Source organism: Neoluteolibacter marinus (assembly GCF_014904755.1).
Classification (GTDB): domain Bacteria; phylum Verrucomicrobiota; class Verrucomicrobiia; order Verrucomicrobiales; family Akkermansiaceae; genus Haloferula; species Haloferula marina.
The window spans coordinates 1-22,101 of sequence record NZ_JACZFQ010000050.1 but is presented as its reverse complement, the minus strand read 5'-3'; the positions used below and the strand labels follow the sequence as shown (position 1 = coordinate 22,101).

Here is a 22,101-nt window from a genome sequence, read left to right as displayed (position 1 = left end):
GACCCCGTCATGATCTCCTCCGTTCCCGTCCGCATGCTGGCCACCGCGATCCTCTGTGCGGCCGGCTTGTCGTCGGCCGCGCCGGCGGAGACCGCCGATCACGAGGCGCGTGCGGTCGAGGTGATGGAGTCGATCCAGAAAAACTTCTGGGACCGCAAGTCGGGGCTCTACGCCAGCAAGTCCGGCTGCAAGGAGCCGGAGATGATCTGGGGCGGCGGCGTGATGTTTTCCGCGGTGGTCGGGGCGACGCGCCACGACAAGGGCTACCGCATGGTGATGCGGAAGTTCTTCGATGGCCTGGAGGCCTATTGGGATCTCAAGGCTGAGATTCCCGGCTACGAGCCGGCGCGCACCCAGGGTGGCCACGACAAGTATTACGACGACAACGCGTGGATGGTGCTGACTTTCCTCGAGGCCTACGAGGTGACCGGTGAGTCGCGCTACCTCAAGCGCGCCGAGGAAACGCTCGAGTTCGTGGTCAGCGGCTGGGACGACAAGGCCGGCGGCGGGATCTGGTGGCACGAGCAACACAAGGGCGACTGCAAGAACACCTGCGTCAATGCGCCCGCTGCTCTCGGTTGCTTCCGGCTCGCCCGTCACCTGAAGGAGCCCGCGGCCAAGCGTTGGAACGACATGGGCGAAAAGATCGCGGTGTGGACCGTGAAGACCCTGCAGGCGCCCAATGGCTTGTTCAGCGACGCGATCAAGGTGGGCAACGGCGAGGTCAACCGCGCCCAGCTCACGTACAATGCCGGGCTGATGCTCCGCGTTTTCCTGTCCCTCCACGCCCGCACCGGAGAGCGCTTCTACCTCGACGAGGCGATCCGGATGGGCAAGGCCGCCGACGGCTTGCTCGACTCGAAAACCCGCGTCTACCGCGATCCACCGAAATGGACCCACCTGATGGTCGAGGCCGATCTCGAGCTGTACCGGGCGACCCGCGACGACCATTTCCTGCAGCGGGCGATCCGCACCACCGACGCCCACTACGCGGCTTGGAAGAAGGCACCCGCACCGGCATTGATCACCCAGGCGTCGCTCGCCCGCGAGCTGTGGCTGTTGGTCGACCACCGGACGCCGGCCGGCCGGGAGTTCTGGAAGGCCGCCGACAAGATGCCGGCGCAGGCCCGCCGGTGATTTCTGCAAGAAAGCGGCGGCGCGGGACCCGAACCTGCGCTAGGGTCATGGGTTATGGACGCCCAACAAACCGATCGATTCCGCAAGCAGCTGCTTGAACAACGGGCAAGCGTGGCGAGCGAGATGGAAGCCCACCGCATCACCGGTGACCCGGTCGAGGACCGCGAGCGGCGCGATCCGGAAGAACAGGCGGTGAATGCCACCGCGAGCCTGGTGGAAACGCGGATCACCGAGGACGACGAGAACCTCCTGAAGAAGATCGACCTCGCCCTCGAACGGCTCGACGCCGGCACCTACCAGCAGTGTGCGAACTGCGGGAAAAAGATCCCGCTTGCCCGGCTCCGCGCCAAACCGTCGGCGTCGCTCTGCCTGAATTGCCAGGAAGACAAGGACGCCGGCCGCCTCGGTCCCTGAAGTGTTCATCGCCGCGGCGGCAGGCGGTAGATCAGGTGATAGACCAGGCCGACCATGCCCGCGCCGCCGATCAGGTTGCCGAGCGTGACCGGCAGCAGGTTGTTGGCGAGGAAGTCCGCCCAGGTGAGCCCGTCGGGCGGCGCGGCGGCGGAGAGGAAGAGCCCGAGCGGGACGAAGTAGAGGTTGGCCACGCTGTGCTCGAACCCGGCGGCAACGAAAGCCGAGACCGGAAAGACGATCGCCAGGATCTTGTCCGCGACGCTGCGGCCGGCCATGGCCAGCCACACCGCCAGGCACACGAGGAGGTTGCACAGGATGCCCTTGAAGAAAGCCCCGGCGAATCCCATCGCGGTTTTGGTGGTCGCGATCCGGACCGCCGTTTCGCCCACCGCGCCGTGGTTGAAGTCGCCGTGGCCCGACTGCGAAACCAGCCACGCCAATCCGATCGCGCCGGCGGCATTGCCGAAGTAGACGATGATGAAATTCCGCAGCAAGAGGGCGGTGGTGATCCGGCCGTTCATCCAGCTCATCACCAGCAGGTTGTTTCCGGTGAACAGCTCGGCGCCGGCCACCACCACGAGGATCAGGCCCAGCGAGAACGCGAGGCCGCCGAGCAGCCGCTGCCAGGCGAAGCCGAGGAAAGGGTCGCTGGCCACCACCGTGTAGTTGAGCGCCCCGAGCCCGATGAATCCGCCGGCGAGGACCGCCAGTGCGAACATCTTGAAGGCCGGCAAGCGAGCCTTCTTCACCCCCACCGACTCGATCCGTTCGGCGATCTGCTCCGGCGAGTAGGCGTCGTGGCCGTAGATCTCAGGCATGGTCGTGGGGTTCCGGGGACCGCACCCGCACGGCGGTCGCCTTGAACTGCGGGCACTTGGAAAGAGGATCGAGGGTCGGCCCGGTCAGGCGGTTGGCGTGGGTTTCCGGGAAGTGGAAACTCAGGAACAAGGTGCCGGGAGCGATCCGTGGAGAATGGCGGACGGGCACCTCCGTGCCGCCCCAGCGGCTCTCGACCCGCACCCGGGCTCCGTCGCGGAAGCCCTCGCGGAGCGCGTCCGACGGGTGAATTTCCAGCACGTCGGCCGACACCAGCCCGGCGAGCGGGCTGCGGCGGGTCATGGTGCCGACGTTGTAGTGTTCCAGCAACCGGCCGGTGACCAGCAGGTAGGGATAGCCGGCGACCCCGTGCTCGGGACTCGGCTCATGGGCGATCGCGACCAGCTTGCCCTTGCCGCGCAGGAATCCGCCGGCGTGCACGCAGGCGGTGCCCGGGTGGCCGGGGGCGGGGCAGGGCCACTGCAGGCCGTCGGGTCCCAGGCGGACGTAGCTCACTCCGCCGAAGAGATCCGGCGCGACCTCCGCGATTTCATCCATCACTTCGTCCGGGGAAGCCTGTTTCCAGCCGGCACCCAGGCGGGCGGCGACGTCCATCACCGCCTGCCAGTCGGGCCGCGCCCCGCCGGGCGGCGTCACGGCCGGAACCACGTGTTGGATCCGCCGTTCGCCGTTGGTGAAGGTTCCCTCCTGTTCCAGGAATCCCGCGGCGGGAAGTACGACATGCGCGTACTTCGCCGTCCCGCAGAAGAACGGGTCCTGCACGATCACCAGGTCGAGCCGCTCGAGCGCCTTGATCACCTCGGCCTCGTTCGGATCGCTCTGCACGACATCCTCGCCCATCAACCATAAACCCCGTAGTTCGCCTCGCGCCGCCGCGCGCAGCATCAGGGTGCTGGTCAGGCCGGGCTCCTCGGGTGGCAGCTTGCCCCAGATCCGGCCGATCCTGGCCCGTGCCTCCGGGTCGCCGACCGCCTGGTAACCCGTGAAGTGGCCGGGCATGCTGCCCATGTCGGCGCTGCCCTGGACATTGTTCTGGCCCCGCAACGGCAGCATGCCGGCGCCCGGAACCCCGATGCTTCCGGTGAGCATGCCGAGATTGCACAGCGTCATCACCGAGGCCGTGCCCTGCGCCAGCTCCGACAATCCCAGGCCGTGGACGAACAGCGCCGGCCGCGAGTTGCCGATCAAACGCGCCGCCTCCCGGATCCGCCCCGCGGCCACCCCGGTGACCGCCGCGACCTCGGCGAGGTCGACCGTCGCGAGGAATCCACGGAGCTCGTCGAGCCCCTCGGTGCGCTGCTCCAGATACGTCCCGTCGACCCGACCCTCGTCCAGCAGGACCTTGGCGATCCCGTTGAACAAGGCGACGTTGGTTCCCGGAAGCAGCTGGAGATGGATTCCGGCGAACTCCGCCAGCTCGATCCGCCGCGGGTCGATCACCACCAGCGGGACGCCGCGCCGCGCCGCCTGCTTGATCCGCGCCCCGACCACCGGGTGGGCCTCGGTCGGGTTCGCGCCGGCGACCACTATGCAACCGGCCCGCTCGATGTCGGCGAACGAGGCGCTCGCCGCGCCGGTTCCGGTGACGAGCTGCAGGGCCAGGGCGGTCGACGAATGGCAGACCCGCGCGCAGCAGTCGACGTTGTTGGTGCCGATCACGCTGCGGAAGAGCTTCTGCAGGAGATAGCAGGCCTCATTCGTCGACCGGGACGAGGTGAAGGCACCCAGGGCATCCGGACCCGACTCCGCCTTGATCGTGGAAAGCCGCCGCGCGATGAAGCCGATGGCCTCGTCCCAGCTCGCTTCACGGAAGCCGTCGCCGTCCTTCAACAGCGGGGTCGTCAGGCGATCGCCGGAGTTTTGCCAGGTGTGGGCGTAGCGGCCCTTCAGGCAAAGGTGGCCGCGGTTGACCGCAGCCTCCGGCACGCCCTTCACGCGCAGCACCCGGTTGCCGGCCGATCCGACCTCGATCCGGCAGCCGACGCCGCAAAAGCCGCAGACCGTTCGTGTTCGTTTCTCCGCCGGCCGCGGCTCATCGACCCGGTCACGGTCGCTCACCGCACCGGTCGGGCACAGGTCGACGCAGGCCCCACAGGCGACGCAGGGGCCGTCGGCAAATGCCGGGCCGGGCCCGTGGATCAACCGGGTTCGCGGGCCGCGTCCGCTCACGCCGTAGACGAACTGCCCCTGCACCTGCTCGCAGGCCTCGAGACACAGGCGGCAGGTGATGCAAGCCTGCGGGTTGAAGCGGAGGAGGGGATGGCTCGCATCCAACTCCCCGGGCGTCGCGGGGAGGGGCAGCGGCAGGCCGTATCGCTCTAACAGGTCGGTGAAGCGCCCCTTCCGGACATGACCGGCATCGAAGCCGCTCTGGCTGCCGCATTCGAGGTACATCCCGAGGATGGTTCGGCGCAGGTTGTCGAGATCCGCGCCTCCGGTCTCGATGTCCATGCCGGCTTCGAGCGTCGTGTGGCAGGCGGCGAGCGGGCGCTCCCGGCCTTCGCAGCGGACCAGGCACATCCGGCAACCGCCTTCCGGCCGCAAGCCGTCGGCGTGACACAAGGTGGGCACCTCGATGCCCAGGCGCCGGGCCGCTTCGAGCACGGATTCGCCGGGCCGGATCGCCACGGACTTGCCATCGATGGTTGCGGTCATGATCCGGCGGGGTTTCCAAAGATGCGATCTCTGAAGTTGGCCACCAGCTGGCGCATCGGCCGCGGGATCGATCGGCCGAAGGCGCAAAGGCTGCCCTGTTCCATGGCGGCGAAGAGTTCGTCGAGCCGCGCCCGCGTGGTGGATTCGCTGGTTCCAGCGTTCAGCGCGTTGGCGGCGCACTGCGAGCCCAGCCGGCACGGCACGCATTTGCCGCAGGACTCGTCGACCATGAACCGGATCCAGTGTTCGAGCAGTGCCCGGAAGTCGGCGTCCTCGGGCACCGCGACCAGGCCACCGTGACCGAGCTCGATGCCCCGCGCGCGCATCGCCTCGTAGCACACTGGCACGTCCCATTCGGCGGGCGTCAGGACGTTGCCCATCGGTCCGCCGAGCAGCACGGCCGCCAGCGGCTTCCCGTCGCGCCCGCCGCCGCCGAAGTCCTCGATCACTTGGCGCAAGGAGGTGCCGAATTCCACCTCGACGATTCCCGGCCGGACGAAGCCGCGGTTCAGGGACAGCGCCTTGGTGCCCTTGCTGCCGGGCGAACCGAGAGCCGCATAACTTTCCCCGCCGTCCGCGACGATGAAGGGCACGTTGACCAGGGTCTCGACGTTGTTGATCACCGTCGGGCAGCCGTGGAGTCCCTCCTCGGTCGGATACGGGGGGCGGATGCGGACTTCGCCGCGCTTGCCCTCGAGCGCATTGATCAGCGCGGTCTCTTCGCCGCAGACATAGCTGCCCATGCCCTGGATCACCGTGATCTCGAAATCGAAGCCACTGCCGAGGATGTTCGTTCCGATGCATCCCGCGTTGCGGGCCTCCGCGACGGCGGCTTGCATCACTGCCAAGGCTTGCGGGTATTCGGAGCGGACGAAAACGATGCCTTCCGCCGCGCCCACCGCGTAGCCGCACAGCAGCATCCCTTCGATCACCCCGTGGGGATCGGCCTCCATCAGCACGCGGTCGATGAAGGAGCCCGGATCACCTTCGTCGCCGTTGGCGATCACGTAGCGCCGGTCCGCCGGGGTTTCCGCACAGCTCCGCCACTTCTTTCCGGTGGGGAATCCGGCGCCGCCGCGGCCGCGTTCGCCGGCGTGGTCCATCGCCGCCAGCACCTCCGCCGGACTTCCTTTCAAGGCCCTGGCGAGAATCTCGTAGGCGCCGCTTTCGCGTGCGGCGGCCAGGGTGGCAGCGCCGCCGCGGCCGATCCGCCGCGTCACCACCGGCATACGCGCGTGGCAGCGGATGTCCGGCAGCACCGGATCGCCCGAGCCTTCGCCGCCCGACGCAAAACAGTAGGCCGATCCGCGGAAGCGCGGCCGCCGGGTGCTGTCGAGCAGTGCCGGCGAGCGGTCGCAGTAGCCAAGGCAATAGACCCGCCGGTAGGACGCGCCGCGCCGCTGCATCGCGTCGTGCAGCTCCTTGCCGCCGCACAGCATGCAGGAGGTGCCGGCGCAAACTTCCCCGGCAGGAGCCTGGAGCTGGTCCGCGAAGTAGCTCGCCACGCCGCGCAGGCGCGCGGCCGGCATGCCCAACCCGGCTGCGAGCAGCCCGGCATCATGCCCCGACGGGAGCCCGTGGCTCTTCACGAACTCGCGGATTCTCGCCAAGGGAGGTTCGAAGGCTTTCCCAGCCATACCGCCAAAGCTAGGCGCGTCCGTTGGATGTCGCTCCCCCGATCCTGAAAAATCCTGCGCGTATCTTGTCAAAGGAGAGGAATGCCCGGATTCCGGACCCATTGATCTCAACCTGCTCCATCAGGTTTCGCCGCGATCCCGGTTAGCCCGGCGGAAGCGCAGCAGTTTCTCGAAGCCGACCACGAAGTAGGCGAAGGCGCCCACCGCGACGACATGCAGCCACGAGGTCGCGTCGATCGGTGCGCTGCCGAAAAGCCGGTTCATCGGCGGGGCGTAGGTGAACAGCAGCTGCAGGCCGATCATGGTGGCGATGCTCGGGAAGATCCACGGGTTGGCGAAGAAGCCGATCTGCCATTCGGGCTTGGTCAGGCTGCGGCAGCTCAGCAGGTAGAAACACTCGACCACCACGATCACGTTCACCGTCACGGTACGGGCCTCGGCGAGGGGAAGCCCGCGCGCCTGCTGTTCCCAAAGGAACAACCCGAAGGCCCCGCCGAGGATGATCAGGGAAACCAGGCCGGTCCGCATGAACAGGGCGAAGTCGAGGAGCGGGCGCCGGGGATCGCGCGGCGGCCGTTGCATCAGATCGGACTCCTTCGGTTCGAAAACCAGCGCGAAACCGAGCGCGATCGCGGTCATCATGTTGATCCACAGAAGCTGCACCGGCAGCGCCGGCAGCGTGGCGCCGAAGAAGATTGCGGCCAGCAGGGTCATGCCCTCGCCGAAGTTGCAGGGGATGGTCCAGACGATGAACTTCGACAGGTTGTCGAATACCCCTCGGCCCTCCTCGACGGCACTTTCGATCGAAGCGAAGTTGTCGTCGGTGAGGGTGATGTCCGCCGCTCCCTTCGCGACATCGGTGCCGGTGATGCCCATGGCCACGCCGATGTCCGCTTGTTTCAGCGCGGGGGCGTCGTTGACGCCGTCGCCGGTCATCGCGACGACGTGACCTTGCGCCTGGAGGGCGCGGACGATCCGCAGCTTTTGTTCCGGCGCGACCCGGGCAAAGACCGCCGTGCCAGCCGCCAGTCCGGCGAGCTTGTCGTCCGGGCATCGTTCGAGCTCGCGTCCCGTCACGGCTTGGCCCGCACCCAGGCCCAGCTGCGCGGCGATCGCGGCGGCCGTCAGCGGATGGTCGCCGGTGATCATCTTCACCTCGATGCCGGCCTCGCGGCAGCGGGCGATCGCGCGCGTCGCTTCGGCACGCGGTGGGTCGATCATGCCTTGCAGGCCGAGGAAGGTCAGTCCACCGGCGACATGATGGTGCTCGACCTCCTGCTGGTGACCGGGCGCCATGCGGCGGGCGAACCCGAGCACGCGCAGGCCCTTCGCCGCCATCGCGTCGGCAGCCGCACGCACCGCGCCGGCGTCGAGGGGGACGATCGAGCCGTCGGGGCCGAGCGCGTTGTGGCACTTCTCCAGCAAGCGTTCCACCGCACCCTTCTTGTAGATCACCCGGGGTTCGCCCTCGCCGCGGTGGTGGAGGGTGGCCATGTACTGGTGCTCCGATTCGAAGGCGAGCGTGTCGATCCGCGGCAGATGGCCGGCCAGATCGGTTCCGTGCAAGCCACCTTTCTCCGCCGCGACGATCAGGGCGGCCTCGGTCGGGTCGCCGCGGACGGTGCGGCGGCCGTCTTCCTCCGCCAGCGCGGAGTCGTTGCAAAGCAAGCCGGCCACCAGGCATTCGGCCAGCGCCGGGCCGGGCTCGACGCGGCTGCCGTCGAGCAGGATCCCGCCCCGCGGGTCGTAGCCACTACCAGAAACCTCGTAGGTCGTGCCGCCGGCATGGATCTCCTTCACGGTCATCTGGTTTTCGGTCAGCGTGCCGGTCTTGTCCGAACAGATGACCGTGGTGCTGCCCAGCGCCTCGACGGCGGGAAGCTGCCGCACGATCGCCCGGCGTTTCGCCATCCGTGAGACCCCCACGGCCAGGGTGATGGTCACGGCGGCCGGCAGACCCTCCGGAATCGCACCGACGGCGAGCGCCACCGCGGCCATGAACATCTCCACCAGCGGCTCGCCGCGCGCGACACCGATGGCGAAGGTGACGAGGGCGAGGCCGAGGATCAGGAACATCAGCACCCGGCTGAAGGCGGTGATCTTGCGGGTCAGGGGCGTGTCGAGGTCCACGACCCCGGAGATCAGTCCCGCGATGCGGCCGGTCTCGGTGCGTTCGCCGGTCGCCCACACCACGCCCTCGGCCTGGCCGTGGGTGACCAGGGTCCCGGCGTAGGCGACGTTGCGTCGCTCCGCGAGGAGGGTCTCCAGCGCCATCCGCCGGGCATGCTTCTCCACCGGAACCGATTCGCCGGTCAGCATCGACTCGTCGACTTGCAGGTTGCGGACCTTGAACAGCCGCAGGTCGGCTCCGACCCGGTCGCCGCTTTGAAGAAGCACCACGTCGCCCGGGACCAGGCCGTGCGACGGGATCCGTCGTACTTCGCCGTCGCGGCGGACGGTGGCTTCGGTGACGACCATCCGCGACAGGGCCTCGATCGCTTTCTCGGCCTTGCCTTCCTGGAGGAAGCTGACCAGGGCGTTCACGACGACGATCCCGGTGATGACCGCGGCATCCACCCATTCGCCAAGAAACAAGGTGACCAGAGTGGCGACGGTCAGCACGTAGACCAGCGGCTGGTGGAGTTGCCCGGCAAACCGGCGCAGGGCGCTTTGCGGCCGCCGGCCGGCGATCTCGTTCGGCCCGAAGCGCCCGAGTCGGTTACGGGCCTCGGCATCCGGCAGTCCGAGCCGCAGATCGACGTCCAGCAGCTCCGCCACCTCACCGGTGTCGAGCTGGTGGTAGTCCCCCGTCATGGATCGCGCTTTCATGCCATCACGGTCGATCTTCGGTGAATTTGTGCTGCGCACCAATGACTTGGCAGGATCCGCGGAGGATTGCGGAAGGAATGCAGCGCGCCTGTCGTCGCAGCGGTTTATGGGTCAAGGTAACCCGGTTTCCCTCATGATCGCCTCCACCTCACGCGCCTTGGTCCGCTGGCTCGAGGATCTCGGCAACAACGACGTCGCCATCGCCGGTGGCAAGAACGCCTCGCTTGGCGAAATGATCCGCACGCTCGCCGGAGAGGGGATCCGCGTTCCCGGGGGCTTTGCGGTCACCGCGGACGGATACCGTGCGTTCCTCGACCACAACAAACTGGTTCCCCGCATCCGTGACCTGCTGCAGCGCCGCGGCAAGGGCGAGGCCGGGACGGAAAAGGCGATCCGCCAGCTCATCCTCGATGCCGCCTACCCGCCGGCGCTGGAGGACGAGATCACCTCGGCCTACGCGGAACTCTGCCGCCGCGAGCAGACCGATGATGTCGGGGTGGCCGTGCGCAGCAGTGCCACCGCCGAGGACCTCCCCGATGCCAGCTTCGCGGGGCAGCACGAGAGTTTCCTGGGGGTCGCCGGCATCGACGGGTTGCTGGCCGCCTGCCGCCGTTGCTTTGCCTCGCTCTTCACCGAGCGCGCGGTCAGCTACCGGGACCTGAAAGGCTTCGACCACATGGCGATCGCGCTTTCGGTCGGCGTCCAGAAGATGGTCCGCTCGGACCTCGGCGACGGCGCTTCGGGGGTGATGTTCAGCATCGATACCGAGACCGGTTTTCCGGGCGTCATCTTGATCAGTGCTGCGTTCGGTCTCGGCGAGGCGGTCGTCCAGGGAACCGTGACTCCCGACGAGTACCGGGTCTTCAAGCCGCTGCTCGACGATGCCACCAAGCGGCCGATCCTCGAGAAAGTCCTCGGCCCCAAGGAGATCAAGATGGTGTTCGGCGACGAGGGAGGCCGCCTTCGGACCCTCGACACGCCGTCCGAACAACGGGGACGCTTCGTGCTCGATGACGACCGGATCCTCCAGCTGGCCCGCTGGGCGAAGCGGCTCGAAGAGCATTACGGCCGGCCGATGGACATGGAGTGGGCGGTCGACGGGGCGAGCGGCGAGCTCTTCATGCTGCAGGCGCGGCCGGAAACGGTCCAGTCGAGGGCGGCGGGAGGCTTATTCAAGAGCTATCGCTTGAAGCCCGGAGGCCACCGGGTCGAGGTGATCGCCGAGGGCCTCGCGGTGGGCGGGACGATCGCCCGCGGCCGGGTCCGGCGGTTGAAGGACGCGGCGTCGGCTGGAGCCTTCCAGCCCGGCGAGATCCTGCTGGCGGAGGCCACCAATCCCGACTGGGTGCCGGTCATGAAGAAGGCCGCGGCGATCGTCACCGACCACGGTGGACGTAGTAGCCACGCCGCGATTGTCAGCCGCGAGCTCGGCGTCCCGGCCGTCGTTGGCACCGGCAACGCCACCCGGATCATCGCCAGCGGCAACGAGGTGACCGTCAGCTGCGCGGCCGGGGAAAAGGGGCTCGTCTACAACGGCCTGCTGGACTTCGAGGAGGAGGAAATCGACCTCGGCACGCTGCCCGCGGTGGAGACGCCGATCATGCTCAACATCGCGACCCCGGAAGCGGCGTACCGGTGGTGGCGCCTGCCAAGCCAGGGGATCGGGTTGGCGCGGATGGAGTTCATCATCGGCAGCCTGATCCGGGTGCATCCGATGGCGCTGCTCCGCCCGGACAAGGTCACCGACCCGGAGACCCGCCGTCACATCGGTGAACTGACCGCCCGCTACCGGGACAAGGCGGCCTATTTCACCGACTCCCTCGCCCGTGGCCTCGCCCGGATCGCCGCGTCCTGCCATCCGCGGCCGGTGGTCGTCCGCACCAGCGACTTCAAGACCAACGAATACGCCGACCTGTTAGGTGGCGACCTCTTCGAGCCGCAGGAGGAGAACCCGATGCTCGGGTGGCGCGGCGCGTCGCGCTACTATCATCCGGACTACCGCGATGCCTTTGCGCTGGAATGCAAGGCGATCAAGCAGGCTCGCGAGGTCATCGGCCTGGACAACATCATCGTGATGATCCCGTTCTGCCGGACCCCCGGCGAGGCCGACCGGGTGCTCGGGGTGATGGCGGAGAACGGTTTGCGCCGCGGCGAGAACGGCCTGCAGGTGTATGTGATGGCGGAGATTCCCAGCAACATCATCCTGGCGTCCGAGTTCGCCGACCGCTTCGACGGGTTCTCGATCGGTTCGAACGACCTGACCCAGTTGATCCTCGGGGTCGACCGCGATTCGGAAGTGCTGGCCAAGCTGTTCGACGAGCGCAACGAGGCGGTGAAAACCGCGATCCGCGAGCTGATCGCCGCGGCCCATGCCAAGGGCCGGAAGGTCGGGATCTGCGGGCAGGGACCGAGCGATCATCCCGACTTCGCCGAGTTTCTGGTCGGTCTTGGCATCGACTCGATTTCGCTCAACCCGGACAGCGTGGTCAAGGTGACGCGCCATCTCGCGTCGATCCCCGGGGCTTGAATCAACCGGCGCGGCGGGCGTCGAGCTCCACCACCATCGCGTCGAGCTCGGCGAGGCCGAAGGAGATCTTCTTGAGGAACGACGGGTGGTGCCGGACCACGACCATGCGCGGATGGCGGGACCACAACGTGCGCAGCTTGGCGTCGAGCACCGCGGCCTCGGCCAGCGACTCGGTGCGCACCGGGTTGCCGCCCTCGATGCCCATGCCGCCGATGGCCGCGCTCTCGAAAAAGATCACCCCGTCGTAGCGGGCCAGTTCCTGTTCGAGGGAAGTGCCAAGCGCTGCGAAGAAGCCGTCCGGTTCGCCGGGCCAGTAGGCGGCTCCATCGACCGTGCCGCGGTCGCAGAGCAGGATCCGGTCGGGATAGAGCGAGGACTGGACGTCCTCGAGGTTGCGCTGGACGTGGTAGATCGCGTGTTGCGACGACTGGACGGCAGCAGCCCCGGTGCAGCGCGGGAAGCCGCCGGAAAACACCAGCGTGGCGGCCTCCGGGACGATGACGACGCGCTCGCCGATCTCGCGCCGGAACAGGTCGGCCGCGGTGGTCTTGCCGCCGCCCGGGCCGCCGGTCAGCACGATGCGGCAGCGGTGCGTGCCGTTGCGAACCCGGGTCCGCAGGGCGTCGTCGTCGGGGCAGGGGAGTTGCGGGTCCATGGTCAGAGATCGAGCATCAGCGAGATGTGGGCGGCGGTCAGCTCGCCCATCGTCTTGCAGTCGTGGAAGACGTCGGTGCCGTGATACTTCTCGAGGTCGTTGGCCAGGGTGATGACGTGCTCGCGCGGGGCGAGTTCCTCGCGGCGCATGACGCCCAGCAGGGCCTTGAGGCGGGTGCTTTCGACCTTGGCGCGGCGCGTCATCTGCGAGCGTTCCTCGGCGACGTATTGCTCGATCGTCTTGCGGTTGAGCACGTCGAAGGCGACCTTGGTGACCGTCTTGTTGGAGTCGAAGCGGTAGGCAAGGTAGGTCTTGCCGCGGCGTTCGTAGCTCTGCTGGTCGAAGTCGATCGGACGGACGCGGTACTGGACCTCCTCGAAGTCCGGGGTGATGTCGACGACGTAGTTCACGCTGCGCATGTCGCCGAGCAGGCGGATGAAGCAGCGTTCGTTGAACTTGGTGAACTCCTTGGCGATGCGGACCTTGTTGAGTTCCGGGCGGGGCAGGTGGTTTTTGAGGAACACGTCACCAGGGACCCCGGCGATGTGCTCCTCGATCAGGGTGTTGCCGTTGATCAGGTAGTTGATCCGGTTGGGCGACAGGATGTGTTCCAGCTCGAGGCCGTAGATGCGCGAGGCGTCGGCCTGCTTGACGTAGAAGTAGTCCGAGTTGTCGTTGTAGAGGTTGGTGATGCGGATCCGGAACGGCCGCGAGTTGCCGAACTCACCGAAGTCGATGCGGTCAACCGTGAGGTGCTCGTGGAGGTCGGACTCGCCGCCGATCTTGAGCTCGGCGTAGATCTTGGTCAGCTGCGGGCGCAGCTCGAGCATCAGCTCCTGCGGGTAGAAGACGGTCAGCCACAGCGTCTCCTTCCCGCGCGGGTCCTCGTAGGGCATCGATCCCGCGAAGCGCGCCAGGTCGTCGTAGACGAGCGGGATGTCGCGCAGGCGGTCGAAGTGGTAGAGGTACTGGCGGAGGGTGGGGGAGACCGAATACTTGATCTTGCGACGGGAGATCACCCCGCGAGTTTCGACTGTCCGCGGGGCTTTGGCGATTCCCAATGGCGGGGCCGCCTGATGGCCGGCCCGCCGGGCCTCAGTCGGCGGTCTTGAGGATCATGTCCTTGAACTGCACGACCATGGCCGGGCCGGCGTGGACCTGGAGGGCGAGGATGCCCTCCTTCGGGGCATGGGCCTCGTCGTTGTCGGTGACGTCGATGGTCTGCTTGCCGTTGATGAAGTGCTGCACGTGGTTGCCCTTGGCGACGATCTTGTAGTCGTTCCACTGCTCGTCCTTGATGGCGGCCTGGATCTCGTTGCTGTCGCCGACGTGGCCGGTTACCGCGGGCTTGCCGTCGGCACCGATCTCGGTCTTTTCCCCGCGCTGGGCGAGGATGCCACGGCCGCGCTCTTCGTAGAGGATGCCGCTGTAGGTTTTGCCGGCTTCGAAGTCCGCCTGGTAGCCGCTGACGATCGGGCCGTTTTCACCGGGGTCGAGCAGCTTGGAGCGGTATTGGACGCCGCTGTTGCCCTTCTCGATGCGGTATTTGAAGGTCAGCTCGAAGTCGCCGACGGTGCCGACCTTCCAGACCAGGAAGGTGTTGTGGTTGAGCTTGGTGTCCCCTTCGTTGCCGGTGATGCCGGTGATGGCGCCGTCCTTCACCGACCAGAGCTTCGGATTGCCCTCCCAGCCGGTGAGGTCCTTGCCGTTGAAGATCGGCTTCTCGGCGGCGGGCAGGCAGGTGGTGGCCAGCAGGAGGAAAAGGGATGCGGCTTTCATAGGTGCTCCCAAAAAGACGGAATCATTCCCCGTTGTCTATCGATTCTTATGGGGGCGGGCCGAAGTGATCCCAGCCGCCGGCAAGAATCGTTGAGGCTCCGGGTTTTGTGAGTCTCCCGATGACGCTGAGCGGGAGTTTCGGAAACGCGGCATCCCAACTTTGGACCGCGGCTTTCCAGTGCCGTTCGGAAACGGTCAGGAGCAGCTCGTAGTCCTCGCCGTCGCCGAGGGCCTGGGAGCGGGTGCAACCGCGGTTGGCGGGGACCTCGCCGAGTTCAAATCCGCAGCCGCTGGCGGCAGCGAGGCGCGGCAGGTCTTTGGCGAGGCCGTCGGAGAGGTCCATCATGGCGCTCGGGCGCAGATTATCGACCAGCCATGCGGCCTCGGCGAGGCGCGGGGTGAAGCCGAGGTGCTTGCCGGCGATCGATCCGCCGAGACGGCCGGTGACGACGACGAGGTCGCCGGGTTTGCCCCCGGAGCGCAGCGTCAGGTGCTTGCGGGCGACCTGGCCTTCGCCGGCGACGGAGATCACCGCGCCGGCGGGCAGGCGGGTCGTTTCGCCGCCGGCCAGTACGCCGCCATGGGTGGCGAGGCACTTGCGGATGCCGCGATAGAGCCCGTCCATCCAGGCGACCGGCCGGTCGGCATCCACCGCGACGGTGACGAGAAGGTGCCCGGGGCTGCCGCCCATCGCCGCGAAGTCGCTGAGAACCCGCGCCACGGCCTTCCAGCCGACCTTCCCGGCGGGGGTTCCGGGAAGGAAATGGACGCCCTCGACGATGGCGTCGGTCTTGAGCAGGCGCAGCGGCCCGCGGCCGGGGTCGACGACGGCACAGTCGTCGCCGGGACCGACGGCCAGCGATTTCCCGCCGGGAAAACCGCGGAGGATGCGGGCGATGAGGGCATCCTCGCCGAGGTCGCGCAGGCGCTTCATGTCACTGCGGCTGGGAGAGGTCGACCAGCCCGGAGCGGGCGAGCAGCTGGAGGGCGACGGTGGCGGCGTTGAACAGGAAGTGAACCGAGATGTTCGCCCAGATCGAACCGGTGGCCTCGTAGATCAGGCAGAGGATTACCGCCAGGATGAACAGCGGTAGCAGCGCCACGACATTGGCGTGGGCGGCCGCGAAGACCATCGACGAGAAGATGATGCCGCCGGCCGGTCCGCAGAATTTCTTCGCCGCCGGGTAAAGATAGCCGCGGAAAATGACCTCTTCCGCCAGCGGGGCCACCAGCACCGCGGCCACGGCCATCAGCGCGATCACCACCGGATCCTTGGCCTCCTGCAGGAGCTGGACGGCCTCCTGCATCGACTCGATGCCGAGGCTTTCCTCCAGCCAGCCGTTCCAACCGGACAGCTGCAGTGCTCCCATCAAGCACCACATGAAAAACACGGTGAGCGGGGCGATCACCATGGCAAAGGGCCACTGCCGCCACTTCAGCCCGAGCCAGCTGGTCAGGGAGACCCGCCACTTCACGAAGAACATTACCATCGCCATCAGCATCAGCTGGAAGAAGATCGAGGCGACCAGGGCGGGGGGCTGGAACTTGTCCTCGACCGGGGTCGGGTCGGTGCCCAGCGAGCCCGCGGTCAGGGAGAAAAACACCAGGAACACCAAGCCGATCAGCACGACGTCATACGGCCGGTAGGCGGAGGTCGGGATCTTCATCCAGCGGTGGATCCCTGCGGCGGCTTCGACGGCCGGCAAGGGCGGCGGGAACTGCCTGCCCGGAGCGTACGGCGAGGCGTCATCCCCGAGCGTGACGGGATCGAGCGGGTGCTGGCCGCCAGGCGCGGGGACCGAGGCTCTTGCCATCGCCGCCCGGACGCCGGCGAGCACCACGAAAAGCACCGCGGCTGCGACGAAAGTGCCCACGATGATCGCATCGGCCCCGCCGGCGGAAAGAGCGGTTCCGGCTGCAGTGACGGATGAAGCGATGGCCATGAACGGGCGGAATGTGGAGGGGGCGCGTCGGTCGATCCAGCGGGAAATCCCCCGGGGTTTTTAGTTAATTGATCATGATAATCGACTATGCTTGCTGTTTTTCCAAAAATTCCTGATTCTCCGCGCCATCAGTTCCGCAGCTCCAGGGCAGATCGCCAACCCCTATCGCCAGATCCTGCGCCGCCGCGTGCCGGAGCCGCTGCTGGCGCTGCTGATCTTTTTGATGGGGGTTTTCTTGTGGGACAACCACTTCGGGGTGGCCACCGGCTACGAACAGGGCACTTGCCAGATGGCGCTGCTGAAATCGGACCGGGACCTGCGGCTGGCCGAGGCGACCACCGGTTTGCCCGGTTGGTTGCGCTGGAGCTTGGCCATCCCGGACCGCGAGGAAGCCCTGGAAACCGCGGTCGCGTCGCTCGATGCGCTGGGCCGCGAAGGGGCACTCGACGGCGAAGGTGCGTACGCCCTGGTCATTCTGGACGCCCTCCGGCGCGGGGACAATCCGGCCGACGGCCTGTTCACGTCCTTCGGCCTGCCCGGTCGTCCCGATCCCAACCTCGTGCTCAGGCGGATTGAGAAAAACGAGGACTCGTGGTGGGACCGCGAGTACCTGCGCGAGATCAAGCTGGTCAGCGAGAGCCAGGTCGAGCTCCACGCCGGGACGGCGGACGGCGACCCTCGGAACCGCGAGCTGGCGTTGCGGGCGGTGGTCGCCCGGGGGGGCGTCTGGTTGCTTGTGATGGCCGGATCGGTCTGCCTGCCTGCCATGTTCCGCTCGTTCCGGGCGGCCTTGAAATCGACCGGGCGCGGTTATCCGGGGCGCTGGCCGATCGGTCTTGGACTCGGGGTCTTCCTGATGGCCTACTTGGCGTCGCTCGGGTTCGGGAAGTTGCTGGATTGGCTGATTTCGGGGGCCTTGACCGGGGACGGCAAGCCCCCGATCCCGCTGTCGCCGCCGGTGTTCGTGCTGCTGGACGGGGCCGCGCGGTTCCTGCCGGCGCTGGTGGCCGTTGGATTCCTGTTCCGCGGCGGCGGCCACGCGATCAGCCGGCTCGGCCTGAATGCCAAGCCCGAGGGGCGGCTGGTGCTTGGCAGTTTCGCGCTGGTCACCTTCATCGACCTGGTCCTGCAGCGGACCGTCGGTCCCTATGGCGAGCTGGACCCCAGCGGCGGACTGTCGCCGATGGAGGTCGGCCGCTGGGGCCTCGTGATGACGGTGACCTCCGCCTGTCTCGCCGCCCCGATCGCCGAGGAGATCCTGTTCCGCGGTGTGCTGTTCCGCTCGCTGGCCAACCGATTGCGGATTCCCGCCGCAACCTTGCTGTCGGCGGCAGTGTTTTCACTGGTGCACTTCTACGACGCCTACGGACTCATGTCAGTTGGCGTCCTCGGTGCTGCCTGCGCACTGTGTTTCGCCTCTTCCGGCCGGCTCACTTCGGCGATCTTGCTGCACATGCTTTACAATTCCGCCATCAAGATCCCCGAGTGGATCGTCTATCACGCCCCGTTATGACTTGAGACCAGCCTTATACTGGCCAAAAACGCGTCAGGTCACTAAACCGCCATTTTCCGTTCCATGAGCTCCTCCTCATTCCAAGCCCCGACCCTCGAGGCCCTTGCAGAACTTCTGCCGGCCTACGAGTTCGAGTCGTTCATTGCCCAAGGCGGCATGGGTGCCGTCTACAAGGCCCGCCAGCGATCCCTCGATCGCGACGTGGCCATCAAGGTCCTGCCGCGTGAACTCGGCGACGACCCCGAGTTCAAGACATCCTTTGAAACCGAGGCCCGCGCCATGGCCCGCCTCAACCATCCGAACCTGGTCGGTGTCTATGACTCCGGCGAAGTCGATGGCATGCTCTATATCGTGATGGAGTTCGTGAATGGGAAACCACTCTACTATTCCGCCTACAACACCGCCATCGATCCCCACCAGGCCGCGGAGATCGTGAAAGGCATCTGCGACGGACTGGCCCACGCCCATGAACACGGCGTCATCCACCGCGACATCAAGCCGGCGAACATCCTCCTGACGCCGAAGCGCGAGCCGAAGATCGGTGACTTCGGGCTGGCCCAGCCGGTCGAGGCCGAAGGGCCCGGCCTTATCATGGGCACCCCGGGCTACGCGGCGCCGGAATTGACCGAGAATCCGGAGCTCGCGGGCAGCCGCTCCGACATTTTTGCCGTCGGGGTCATCCTTTACGAACTGCTCACCGGACAACGCCCGGATGAAGGACTCCAACCGCCGTCGGCGCTGGTGGGATGCGACCGCGATCTCGACGTCATCTGTCACAAGGCCACCTACCCGGACCCGGCGGGGCGCTATCCCGACGCCGCCGAAATGGCGAAAGCCCTCGACGACTGGATGAAGAAGCCGGTGCCGGCCGGCCCGCGGAAACTCATCGCCGCAGCGCCGAAAACCGCCGCGGTCAAACGCCGTCCCACCCCGACCACCTCGAAGCCGATCAAGGTCAAGGGCGTGCGCAAGCCGGCGGTTTCGCCGCTGGGCGCGGCCCCCGGGGCCGCCCCGGGCACTCCTCCGGCCACCGCGCCGCCGATGGAGATGGGTGCCGGCGGCAATGCCACCCTGGTCCGGAACCTGGTGATCATCGCCGTCCTGCTGGTGGCGATTGCGATCACCTGGAAGACCCTCCAGCGTTCCACCGCGGAGCGGGAAGCTGCCAACCAGGCCCTGATCGAGGCGGAAGCCCGCAAGAAGGAGGAAGCCAAGGCGATCGCCGAGGCCAATGCGGCGAACATGGGCAGCTCCGGAAAGGGCAAGCAGGACAAGCCGGAACCCGTTGAGCCGCCGAAGGTCGAGACTCCGCGCGAGTCGCTCGAACGGCTGAAATTCTCCCTGGCCGATGGCAAGCGGGCCGAGATGCCGGTCGGCGCGATCCGTCGCGGCAACACCGAGAACCTCCTGATCGAAGAACCGATGACTTGGCAGGAGGCCGGCGAGTTTGCCGAAGCCCATGGCGGCCACTTGCCGCTGGTGACCACCGAGGAGGACCTGAGCTGGCTCTCCAGCCTGGTTCCCGAGGAGCCGGTCGAAGGCAACAACGAGAGCGCTCTCTGGATCGGTGCCGGTCGGTCCGGCCGCGATTCGTGGAGCCTCGTCGACGGCTCGCTCTGGAAGCTGGAGAAGAAGCCCGTCGGGGCCGGCCAGTTCGTCGCAATCGACATCAACCAGGTGATCCGCGTCCGCAAAGGCGAGGACCGCTATCCGTTTGTCATCCAGTGGCAGCGCGATGGCTCGAATCCCGCCAGCCTCGAATCCGTGCTCGCGCGGACCAAGGAGTCGCTCGGCGAGGCGGTGCCGTCGTTCCCGCCCGGCACCCTTGCCTATGACTCCCGCCACGTCCTCATCGTGCTTCATGAAGCGACGGCCGACGATGCCGAGGGCTACGCCAGCATCGCCGGTGGCCACCTTGCCGTGCCCGGTACCCGGGACGAGGCCGGCTGGCTCAGCGACCAGGTCACCTCCGTCAAGGCCGGCGACGGCCTGTGGATCGGCGGTGTCCTCGACGACAAGGTCTGGAAGTGGACGACCGGCGAAACGTGGGACTTCGCCCTCTGGGAGGACGGCTACCCGCAATCCAACGGCACCGCGATGACCATCCACCCGGGCAAGGGCTGGCAGGATGCCGATCCATCCAGCCTCGCCTCCGGATTCATCATCGAGTGGAGCAATGACAGCGCCGCCGCGGATGCCGCGCCGCCGGCCCCCCGCAAGCCGGGATCGCCCGCCGCCTCGTGGATCGCCAAGTCGCGGAAGTACCTCGGTGAGCAGGAAAAGGACCGGCAGAAGAAGCTCGCCGACAATGCCAAGAAGCTGGAAGGCGACCTCGAGCGCTGGCTGCGCCGGCTAGGCAAGGCCAGCGAGATCACCCGGTGGACCCCAGAGGTCGAAAGCGTCAAGCAACTCATCGAGGACAACCGGGTCCCGGAAAAGGTGGGCAAGGACTCGGGAATCCGGATTTCGGCCGAAATGTCGGAAATCCTCGAGGGCGCGGCCGCCGAGCAGAAGAAGATCGACGGCGATTTCATGAACAAGGCCATGAATGCCCGTGACCACTTCATCGGCTACATCAAGGAAGAGCGCGATGGTGCCGAGGGGCGTGGCCAGTCGGAGATCGTCAAGGAGCTCGACCAGCTCATCGAGGAGGCCCAGGACCTTGAGGCGTGGATCCAGGCGATCGGCTCCGGCTCGGAGTCGGCATCGGCCGGTGACCCTAAAAAAAAAATGACCCCATCGTAGGCCGGTGGGGCTGGTACAGCGGTGGCATCGTCGATTTCAAAGCGGGCGGGAAAGCCCATCGGGCAGGACGGGATGTCACCATCGTGTGGGAACGTGACCCGGACACCCCGGGTCACTACATCGTGACCTGGGACGACCGGTGGATCGACCGCCTCACGCTGTCCGGGAACGGCCGCCTGTTGACCGGCTCCAACAACAACGATGAATCCATCACCGCCGAACGGATCAGCAAGGACGGCAGGGAAACGAAAAAGACCGCCGCGGTCGGGACCTGGAAGTGGTTCTCCGGCGCCACGGTGGTCATCAAGGCGAACGGCGAGTCGGTGGACGAGACGCGGAATGGCCGCGGGACCTGGAAGATCGTCAACGGCGGGTCCGTGGAAATCACCTGGGATGGCGGCGACTGGGTCGATACCATGGTGGTTTCCAGCGATCTCCAGCGGATGTCGGGCACCAACCAGAACGGCGACCGGATCAGCGCCGAGCGGGCTCCGGAATGAGCTAGCGCGGGTGGTTCCGCAGGAACTCGGCCACCTGTGCGAAGAACGGGGACATCACCGCCCGGGCCTCCGGGCTGACGGTGCACTCGTCCATCGCGGTCTCCATCAGTTGCACCCAGCGGGCACTCTCGCGCTCGCCGATGACGAAAGGGAAATGGCGCATCCTCAGCCGCGGATGCCCGCGATTTTCGGTGTAGGCTTCCATGCCGAGGAAACGGAACTGCAGGAACTCCCGCAACCGCTTCTCCGACCCCTCCCAGTCCTGGTCGGGATACATCGGGCCCAGCACGTCGTCGGTCCGGACCTGCCGGTAAAAGGCCGCCACCATTGCGGCCAGGCCGTCCGCTCCCACCTCGCGGGCGACGATTTCCTCCATCGATTCCATGCCGCGGTCATCGCATCCGCGCGGATCCCGCGCAAGTCCCGCAAACTCCGCTAGCGTGACCCGCGGTCCTGCCTAATCTCCCCGCGTGCCCCGGAAGAAACCGTCCACTCCCCGCCCGTCCCCGAAAGCCCCGGCGAAGAAGGCCAAAGGTCCCGCCGCGAAGGCGCCCGGCGCCGGGAGCCCCGCCATTTCCATCCGCGGGGCGCGCCAGCACAACCTGAAGAGCCTCGACCTGGAGATTCCGCTCGGTCAGCTCACCGTGGTCACCGGCCCGTCCGGTTCGGGCAAGTCCTCGCTGGCGTTCCATACCCTCTACGCCGAAGGCCAGCGCCGCTACGTCGAAACCTTCTCGCCCTACGTCCGGCAGTTCTTCGACCGCATGGACAAGCCCGACGTCGACCAGATCGACGGCATCCCGCCGGCCATTGCCATCGAGCAGAAGAACTCGATCCGAACCACCCGGTCCACCGTCGGCACGCTCACCGAGATCAACGACTACCTCAAGCTCCTCTATGCCCGCGCCGCCCGCGGTTATGACCCGGACA

16 protein-coding genes and 1 pseudogene are annotated in these 22,101 nt (G+C 67.1%); 7 read left to right on the top strand and 10 right to left on the bottom strand.

The genetic code is table 11. From position 1 onward, the window contains the following. Positions 1 to 9: 9 nt before the first annotated feature. Positions 10 to 1,137: a glycoside hydrolase family 76 protein gene (locus IG178_RS11465; protein WP_193212689.1), complete on the top strand. Its 1,128-nt coding sequence runs from the start codon at positions 10 to 12 to the stop codon at positions 1,135 to 1,137. Positions 1,138 to 1,191: 54 nt separating this feature from the next. Next, positions 1,192 to 1,551 carry a TraR/DksA family transcriptional regulator gene (locus IG178_RS11460; protein ID WP_193212688.1) on the top strand — a complete coding sequence of 120 codons (360 nt, stop codon included), beginning with the start codon at positions 1,192 to 1,194 and terminating at the stop codon, positions 1,549 to 1,551. 5 nt (positions 1,552 to 1,556) lie between these two features. Here the strand turns inward: IG178_RS11460 and IG178_RS11455 are convergent, their stop codons facing one another. From IG178_RS11455 to IG178_RS11440, 4 genes are all read right to left on the bottom strand, one after another. Further along, a complete protein-coding gene (locus IG178_RS11455) occupies positions 1,557 to 2,369 on the bottom strand; it encodes a formate/nitrite transporter family protein (RefSeq protein WP_193212687.1) in 813 nt (270 codons plus the stop codon). Then, the gene (gene fdhF, locus IG178_RS11450; RefSeq protein WP_193212686.1) at positions 2,362 to 5,043 is read right to left on the bottom strand and encodes a formate dehydrogenase subunit alpha; all 2,682 of its coding nucleotides are present in this window, start codon (positions 5,041 to 5,043) and stop codon (positions 2,362 to 2,364) included. Before fdhF ends, IG178_RS11455 begins: the two co-directional genes overlap by 8 nt. Beyond that, on the bottom strand, positions 5,040 to 6,680 hold the full coding sequence (locus IG178_RS11445; RefSeq protein WP_193212685.1) for an NADH-ubiquinone oxidoreductase-F iron-sulfur binding region domain-containing protein: 1,641 nt from the start codon (positions 6,678 to 6,680) through the stop codon (positions 5,040 to 5,042). The genes fdhF and IG178_RS11445 overlap by 4 nt, the downstream gene beginning before the upstream one ends. A gap of 120 nt (positions 6,681 to 6,800) precedes the next feature. Further along, positions 6,801 to 9,509, bottom strand: a complete 2,709-nt coding sequence (locus IG178_RS11440) for an HAD-IC family P-type ATPase (protein WP_226895334.1) — start codon at positions 9,507 to 9,509, stop codon at positions 6,801 to 6,803. A gap of 133 nt (positions 9,510 to 9,642) precedes the next feature. Between IG178_RS11440 and ppsA the strand changes: the two genes are divergently transcribed. Then, a complete protein-coding gene (ppsA, locus tag IG178_RS11435; RefSeq protein WP_193212684.1) occupies positions 9,643 to 12,036 on the top strand; it encodes a phosphoenolpyruvate synthase in 2,394 nt (797 codons plus the stop codon). A gap of 1 nt (position 12,037) precedes the next feature. Here the strand turns inward: ppsA and IG178_RS11430 are convergent, their stop codons facing one another. The 5 genes from IG178_RS11430 to IG178_RS11410 form a co-directional block, all read right to left on the bottom strand. Next, positions 12,038 to 12,691 carry an AAA family ATPase gene (locus tag IG178_RS11430; protein ID WP_193212683.1) on the bottom strand — a complete coding sequence of 218 codons (654 nt, stop codon included), beginning with the start codon at positions 12,689 to 12,691 and terminating at the stop codon, positions 12,038 to 12,040. A 2-nt stretch (positions 12,692 to 12,693) separates the two neighbouring features. Next, positions 12,694 to 13,710, bottom strand: coding sequence for a hypothetical protein (locus IG178_RS11425; RefSeq protein ID WP_193212682.1), 1,017 nt, complete (start codon positions 13,708 to 13,710; stop codon positions 12,694 to 12,696). Between the two features lie 76 nt (positions 13,711 to 13,786). After that, complete coding sequence (locus tag IG178_RS11420; RefSeq protein WP_193212681.1) at positions 13,787 to 14,470, bottom strand: 3-keto-disaccharide hydrolase; 684 nt, start codon at positions 14,468 to 14,470, stop codon at positions 13,787 to 13,789. A gap of 46 nt (positions 14,471 to 14,516) precedes the next feature. Then, the gene (gene thiL / locus IG178_RS11415; RefSeq protein WP_193212680.1) at positions 14,517 to 15,404 is read right to left on the bottom strand and encodes a thiamine-phosphate kinase; all 888 of its coding nucleotides are present in this window, start codon (positions 15,402 to 15,404) and stop codon (positions 14,517 to 14,519) included. Between the two features lies 1 nt (position 15,405). Continuing rightward, positions 15,406 to 16,413 (bottom strand): CPBP family intramembrane glutamic endopeptidase, encoded by a 1,008-nt coding sequence (locus tag IG178_RS11410; RefSeq protein ID WP_193212679.1) that lies wholly within the window; start codon positions 16,411 to 16,413, stop codon positions 15,406 to 15,408. A gap of 91 nt (positions 16,414 to 16,504) precedes the next feature. Between IG178_RS11410 and IG178_RS11405 the strand changes: the two genes are divergently transcribed. The 3 genes from IG178_RS11405 to IG178_RS11395 all read left to right on the top strand — a co-directional run bounded on the left by IG178_RS11405 (position 16,505) and on the right by IG178_RS11395 (position 21,171). After that, a complete protein-coding gene (locus tag IG178_RS11405; protein ID WP_193212678.1) occupies positions 16,505 to 17,926 on the top strand; it encodes a CPBP family glutamic-type intramembrane protease in 1,422 nt (473 codons plus the stop codon). Between the two features lie 63 nt (positions 17,927 to 17,989). Continuing rightward, positions 17,990 to 20,671, top strand: coding sequence for a protein kinase domain-containing protein (locus IG178_RS11400; RefSeq protein ID WP_193212677.1), 2,682 nt, complete (start codon positions 17,990 to 17,992; stop codon positions 20,669 to 20,671). 83 nt (positions 20,672 to 20,754) lie between these two features. Beyond that, positions 20,755 to 21,171 (top strand): fibroblast growth factor, encoded by a 417-nt coding sequence (locus IG178_RS11395; RefSeq protein WP_193212676.1) that lies wholly within the window; start codon positions 20,755 to 20,757, stop codon positions 21,169 to 21,171. Position 21,172: 1 nt separating this feature from the next. Here the strand turns inward: IG178_RS11395 and IG178_RS11390 are convergent, their stop codons facing one another. Next, on the bottom strand, positions 21,173 to 21,556 hold the full coding sequence (locus IG178_RS11390; protein ID WP_193212675.1) for a globin domain-containing protein: 384 nt from the start codon (positions 21,554 to 21,556) through the stop codon (positions 21,173 to 21,175). A 187-nt stretch (positions 21,557 to 21,743) separates the two neighbouring features. Here IG178_RS11390 and IG178_RS11385 point away from each other — a divergent pair. After that, a pseudogene (locus IG178_RS11385) lies at positions 21,744 to 22,101 on the top strand (hypothetical protein); the annotation flags it as partial.